The following is a 666-nucleotide window of genomic DNA, read 5'->3' as shown; positions in this document are numbered from 1 at the left end:
ATGTTTTCAACCTTGTTTACGGTGTTTGCCATTGTAGGTGGCATCAACGCCTTCAATATGCTTGATGGCGTTGACGGCTTAGCCGGCAGTACTTCATTAATCATCTATTTTCTACTGTCGATTTTGTGCATTATTTATAATTCCACCAACTCTTTGCTATTTTGTTTCATTCTTGCTCCGGCTACAGCCGCATTTTTATTATTTAACCTTCCCCTTCCAGGACGAAAAAAAGCACCGGCATTTCTCGGCGATACGGGCAGCATGTTGCTTGGTTTTACCATTTGCTGGCTGGTCATTTCTGCATCGCAGGGCGACAATAAAATTTTTTCGCCTGTTACCGTCTTATGGCTTATTGGGGCACCCGTTTTAGATTCATTATGTATCATAATACGTCGTATAAGAAAAGGACGGTCGCCATTTGCGCCTGACAGAGAACATTTCCATCATATTCTCCAGGTTGCCGGCTATGGCAGATATGCGATTTTATTCATCATTTTATCGTTTACCACGTCCTTGGCCGTAATAGGGATAGCGGGAGACATTATGTTTAATGCCCCTGACTGGGTTATGTTCTACTCGTTTATTATCGTTTTTGCGCTTTATTACTGGGGCATGAGCCATGCATGGAAGATGGTAAAAGTTACCCGACATTTACGAGAACATAAA

At 42.3% G+C, this 666-nt stretch carries 1 pseudogene; it reads left to right on the top strand.

From position 1 onward, the window contains the following. Positions 1 to 666, top strand: a pseudogene (locus RW114_RS20835) (hypothetical protein); the annotation flags it as partial.

It is taken from the genome of Methylobacter svalbardensis, assembly GCF_037671525.1.
GTDB classification, from domain to species: Bacteria; Pseudomonadota; Gammaproteobacteria; order Methylococcales; family Methylomonadaceae; genus Methylobacter_A; species Methylobacter_A svalbardensis.
Note: the sequence above shows the minus strand (reverse complement) of the source record. Positions and strands in the feature narration are given on the sequence as shown.